General features: G+C 65.4%; 5 protein-coding genes and 1 pseudogene. 4 read left to right on the top strand and 2 right to left on the bottom strand.

Going from position 1 to position 4,908, the window contains the following annotated elements:
• The 4 genes from JWM94_RS07830 to JWM94_RS07815 all read left to right on the top strand — a co-directional run.
• Positions 1 to 362: ABC transporter permease subunit (locus JWM94_RS07830; RefSeq protein WP_299424618.1), on the top strand; the 362-nt coding region annotated here is incomplete at its 5' end.
• A complete protein-coding gene (locus JWM94_RS07825; protein WP_299424615.1) occupies positions 352 to 954 on the top strand; it encodes an ATP-binding cassette domain-containing protein in 603 nt (200 codons plus the stop codon). The genes JWM94_RS07830 and JWM94_RS07825, both read left to right, overlap by 11 nt.
• Positions 955 to 1,019: 65 nt before the next feature.
• Positions 1,020 to 1,631: a hypothetical protein gene (locus JWM94_RS07820; RefSeq protein WP_299424613.1), complete on the top strand. Its 612-nt coding sequence runs from the start codon at positions 1,020 to 1,022 to the stop codon at positions 1,629 to 1,631.
• Positions 1,632 to 1,651: 20 nt separating this feature from the next.
• The gene (locus tag JWM94_RS07815; RefSeq protein WP_299424610.1) at positions 1,652 to 2,128 is read left to right on the top strand and encodes a DUF2846 domain-containing protein; all 477 of its coding nucleotides are present in this window, start codon (positions 1,652 to 1,654) and stop codon (positions 2,126 to 2,128) included.
• Positions 2,129 to 2,297: 169 nt separating this feature from the next.
• Here the strand turns inward: JWM94_RS07815 and JWM94_RS07810 are convergent, their stop codons facing one another.
• Positions 2,298 to 2,804, bottom strand: a complete 507-nt coding sequence (locus JWM94_RS07810; RefSeq protein WP_299424607.1) for a DUF1993 family protein — start codon at positions 2,802 to 2,804, stop codon at positions 2,298 to 2,300.
• Between the two features lie 130 nt (positions 2,805 to 2,934).
• A pseudogene (locus tag JWM94_RS07805) lies at positions 2,935 to 4,908 on the bottom strand (DNA-directed RNA polymerase subunit beta'); the annotation flags it as partial.

The following is a 4,908-nucleotide window of genomic DNA, read 5'->3' as shown; positions in this document are numbered from 1 at the left end:
AGGGCGCGGTGCGTGCCTCGGACCGCCGCTTCGAGAACGCCGCCGCCACCCTCGGAGCCTCCCGCTTCACGGTCTTCCGCCGCATCACCCTGCCGCTGGTCGCCCCCGGTATCGCGTCAGGCGCGCTTCTCTGTTTCACCCGCTCGCTCGGCGAGTTCGGCGCGACGATCACCTTCGTCTCGAACGTGCCGGGGCAGACGCGGACGCTGCCGCTGGCGATCTATGCCGCGCTCCAGCGTCCGGACGGCGACGCGATCGCGCTCAGGCTGTCGGCGCTGTCGATACTGATCGCGCTCGTCGCTTTGGTCGCGTCCGAACTGCTCGCGCGGCGGATGCGCGCGGGGATGATCCATGGCGTTTGACCTCGACGTGTCGAAGCGGCTGGGCGACACCGATGTCGCGCTGAAGCTCGAGCCGGGCGAGGGCGTGACCGTATTGTTCGGCCCGTCCGGGGTCGGCAAGACCAGCGCGCTCAACATGATCGCGGGGCTGCTCACGCCGGATCGCGGGCATGTCCGCGTCGGCGGTGTGACGCTCTTCGACGATGCGACCGACGTGCCGGTCCACCGCCGTCGCGCCGGCTACGTGTTCCAGGAGTCGCGGCTGTTCCCGCACATGCGCGTCGCCGCGAACCTGCGCTACGCCGGCGCGCGCGAGACGATGATCGACGCCGTGGCGCAACTGCTCGACATCGCGCACCTCGCCGATCGCTGGCCGCGAACCCTGTCGGGCGGCGAGGCCAAGCGGGTCGCGATCGGCCGCGCGCTGCTCAGCGATCCAGCGTTCCTGTTGCTCGACGAGCCCACCGCCTCGCTCGACCGCGCCCGCGCCGAAGAGGTCGAACACGCGATCCGCGACGTCCGCGATGAACTTGGCCTGCCGATTCTGATGGTGACCCACGACCGCGCCGAGGCCGAACGGCTGGCGACGCGGATTGTCGAGATGGTGCGGTAAGAGCTGGAAAAAGTTTATCTTGCTCCGCGACTTGGGGTTTGCAAAGTGTCTGACGGGGGGATTTCATGAAGAGCGTTCTTATCGTCATCACGGCGGCAATTGCTGCGGCAGCGGCGACGGCGGCGGCGCAGACCGCGACGCCCTCGGTACCGGTGACCGCGGCCGCGCCCGTCCCGGCAACCCCCAATTCGCCGGCCGTAGCCGCGCCGCCGTTTGCACGCGGCGTGCCGAGCATGACCGTAGTGACGATCGAGATATTGGTGCCGCTCAACTCGAAGACGAACCATATCGGCGACACCTTTCCGATCAAGCTCGTCGACCCCGTCCTTGGCCCTACCGGCGAGGTCCTGCTGCCGTCCGGTACGATGGGGCAGGGCGAGGTGATCCACGCCGCGCGTGCCCGCGCCCTGGGCAAGGCCGGCGAGATGATCCTTGCCGCACGGTATTTCCGGTGCGGCGCAGTCCAAGTGCCGCTCGGCCATTTCAAATTCGGCGTAGCCGGGCACGACAATACCGGCACAGTCATGGCGCTGACCATTGCCGTATCGCCGCTGGCCGCCTTCATCGCCGGTGGCGAGGTGAATATTCCGCCCGGTACCCGGGCGATCGCGAAGATCACCGCCGATGTGGCGCTGACAGCGGAAGCGAGCGCATCTTGCCTCGGCTCCGCGCAATAAGAGGGAAAATGGGGAAGCCAATGAGAACGAAATCGACCTTCGCGGCACTGGCCGCGACCGCGTTGACGCTCACCGCCGTCGCGCCGACGGCGCTTGCGCAGGATGCGCCGATCGTCACGAAATCCGCCACGATCGGTGCGCCGCCGGCCGGGATGGGACAGATTATTTTCTTCCGCCCGGGGTCGATCATGGGTGCTGCGTTGGGTTGCACGGTCCATGAAAACGGCAAGGAAGTCGCTCGCCTGGGCTCCGGCAAATATTATCTCGTCATCGCGACGCCGGGAAAGCATTTGTACAATACCCAAGCCGAAAACGTCGATCAGCTGACGCTCGAAGTCGAGGCAGGCGAAACCTATTTCGTGAAGTGCAAGGTTGGCATGGGCGTGGTGGCCGGGCGCCCGAACCTATCGCCAGCGGATCGCGCGACCTTCGAGAAAAAGGCAAAGGGCATGGCATCCTGGACGCCAAAGGAAAAAAAGGGCGACGACGCCAAATAGATCCCATCGCACGCGGACGGCAAAACCGCCGCCCGGGACTATCCCCGGGCGGCGGTTTTATTTCAGCCGCTTTCGCCGATCGAAACCGATCACTCGGTCTCGTTCAGATACTCCCCGGCGTCCGTGCCGAAGCCGAGCGGCTGGCGACGCGGATCGTCGAGATGCGGCGTTAAATCCCGCCGAGATAGTCCATCTTGCCGATCGGCACGCCCTTCATGCGAAGGATGTCATAGGCGGTCGTGACGTGAAAATAGAAGTTCGGCTGGACGAAACCGAGGATATAGCCGCGCGCGTCGAACTTATATTCGCCATTGGGGAATTTGAGGACGATCTCCGCATCTTCCTTGCCGTTGATCGCATCGGCCGGGACCGACTTCACGAACGCGATCGTCTTCGCGATGCGCGTCTTCAGATCGTCGAAGCTGGTTTCGGTATCGTCCATCACAACGTTCTCGACGCCGCCGACGCGGACCATCGCGCCCTTGGCGGAATCGCTGGCGCGCTGGATCTGCGAGATCAGATTGCCCATGTCGTCGACCAGTTTGGCTTCGAGCAGGTCGTTTTCGTCGATCCCTTTTTCGGCGGCGAACGCGCGGCCCTTGTCGAGGATCTTGTCGAGGTTGGTGAGGGCGCGGATGAAGATCGGCGCGGTGAGCGTGTGGAGGTCGGTTGCCATGCAGCATCAGATAGGATGCCGTTAAGCCGCCGCAACGGCGAAAGGCGTGGCACGTCGCCAATAAAAGACCGCCGCCCGGTCGCCCGGACGGCGGTCTTTCAGTTCAGCTTAGCGGCCGAACGCTAACCGATCACTCGGTCTCGTTCAGATACTCCCCGGCATCCGCGTCGGTGCCGGTGCCCGACACGGTCACCGCCGCCAAGGCGTCGCTTCCCGTATCGTCCGCCAGGTCACGCAGCTTCTCCGCCGCGCGCTCTTCCTCGGCCGAATTCGGCGCGATCAGCGACTGCTGCAGCGCTCGCTGCTGGACGCGGAGCGCCGCGTCGCGGCTGGAGGCGGCCACGCGCAGGCGGTTCATGCCGGCGCCGGTACCGGCGGGGATGAGACGGCCGACGATGACGTTCTCCTTCAGACCGATCAGCGTGTCCTGCTTGCCCTGGACCGCCGCCTCGGTGAGGACGCGGGTGGTTTCCTGGAACGACGCCGCCGAGATGAAGCTGCGAGTCTGCAGCGACGCCTTGGTGATGCCGAGCAGGACGGGCTTGCCTTCCGCCTTCTTCTGCTTCTTCTCGAGCTTCTCGTTGATCTCGTCCATCTCGGCGCGATCGACCTGCTCCCCGGCGAGCAGCGTGGTGTCGCCGCCGTCGGTGATCTCGACCTTCTGCAGCATCTGGCGAACGATCACCTCGATGTGCTTGTCGTTGATCTTCACGCCCTGGAGTCGATAGACTTCCTGGATTTCCGACACGAGATATTCGGCGAGCGGCTCGATCCCGAGCACCTCGAGAATGTCGTGCGGATCGGGCGAGCCGCCGATCAAATTATCGCCGCGCTTGACGTAATCGCCTTCCTGGACGTCGATCACCTTCGACTTGGGGATGAGGTATTCGACCACATCGCCGCCGTCCTCGGGCTGGATGCCGATCTTGCGCTTCGCCTTATAGTCCTTGCCGAAGATGACGCGGCCCGAGACCTTCGCGATGATCGCGTTTTCCTTGGGCTTGCGCGCTTCGAACAGCTCGGCAACGCGCGGCAGGCCGCCGGTGATGTCGCGGGTCTTGGCGGACTCGCGAGCGACACGGGCGACGACGTCGCCGGCCTGGACGGTGGCGTTGTCCTCGACCGACAGCACCGCGCCCGACGCCAGCATGTAGCGGGCGGCCTCGCTCGAATCCGAGCCCGTCAGGGTGATCCGCGGACGCAGATCCTCCTTCGCCTTGGCGCCCGTCGTCCGGTTTTCGGTCACGACGCGCTGGGCGATGCCGGTGGCTTCGTCGGTGACTTCCGTCATCGTCTTGCCTTCGATCAGGTCGACATATTTCACCGTACCGCCGGTTTCGGTGATCACCGGCATGGTGAACGGATCCCATTCGGCCATGCGGTCGCCCTTGGTCACGATGTGACCGTCGTCGAACATCACATAGGCGCCGTAGGGGATGCGATCGACCGCGAGATCGCGGCCGTCCATGTCCTTGATCGCGATTTCGCCTGAGCGGCTGAGCACGACGCGACGACCGCGCTGATCGACGATCAGGCGCAGGTCGCGGAACTCGACCGTACCGTCGGCATGCGCCTCCAGGTTGCTGGTCTCGTTGAGCTGCGCCGCACCGCCGATGTGGAAGGTCCGCATCGTCAGCTGGGTGCCGGGCTCGCCGATCGACTGCGCGGCGATCACGCCGACCGCTTCGCCGATGTTGACCGGGGTGCCGCGCGCGAGGTCACGCCCGTAGCACTTGCCGCACACGCCGATCTTGGCCTCGCACACCAGCGGGCTGCGGATCTTCATGCCCTGGATCCCCGTGGCCTCGATCGTCGTGATCATCGCCTCGTCGAGCAAGGTGCCCGACGGGATGACGGTCTTGCCGTCCTTGTCGACCACGTCCTCGGCGGTGGTGCGGCCAAGGATACGCTCGCCGAGCGACGCGATCACGGTGCCGCCCTGCACGATCGCGCGCATTTCGAGCGCACGTTCGGTGCCGCAATCGTCCTCCATCACGACGCAATCCTGCGACACGTCGACCAGGCGGCGGGTGAGGTAGCCCGAGTTGGCGGTCTTCAACGCGGTGTCCGCTAGGCCCTTGCGGGCGCCGTGGGTCGAGTTGAA

The organism is Sphingomonas bacterium (genome assembly GCF_028289855.1).
Taxonomy (GTDB): domain Bacteria; phylum Pseudomonadota; class Alphaproteobacteria; order Sphingomonadales; family Sphingomonadaceae; genus Sphingomonas.
This window is presented reverse-complemented; position numbering and strand designations above follow the sequence as displayed.

Excerpts from the sequence above, each read along its gene's own strand:
- JWM94_RS07825 (WP_299424615.1), top strand. The coding sequence starts at position 352 with ATGGCGTTTGACCTCGACGTGTCGAAGCGGCTGGGCGACACCGATGTC.
- JWM94_RS07820 (WP_299424613.1), top strand. The coding sequence starts at position 1,020 with ATGAAGAGCGTTCTTATCGTCATCACGGCGGCAATTGCTGCGGCAGCG.
- JWM94_RS07815 (WP_299424610.1), top strand. The coding sequence starts at position 1,652 with ATGAGAACGAAATCGACCTTCGCGGCACTGGCCGCGACCGCGTTGACG.
- JWM94_RS07810 (WP_299424607.1), bottom strand. The coding sequence starts at position 2,804 with ATGGCAACCGACCTCCACACGCTCACCGCGCCGATCTTCATCCGCGCC.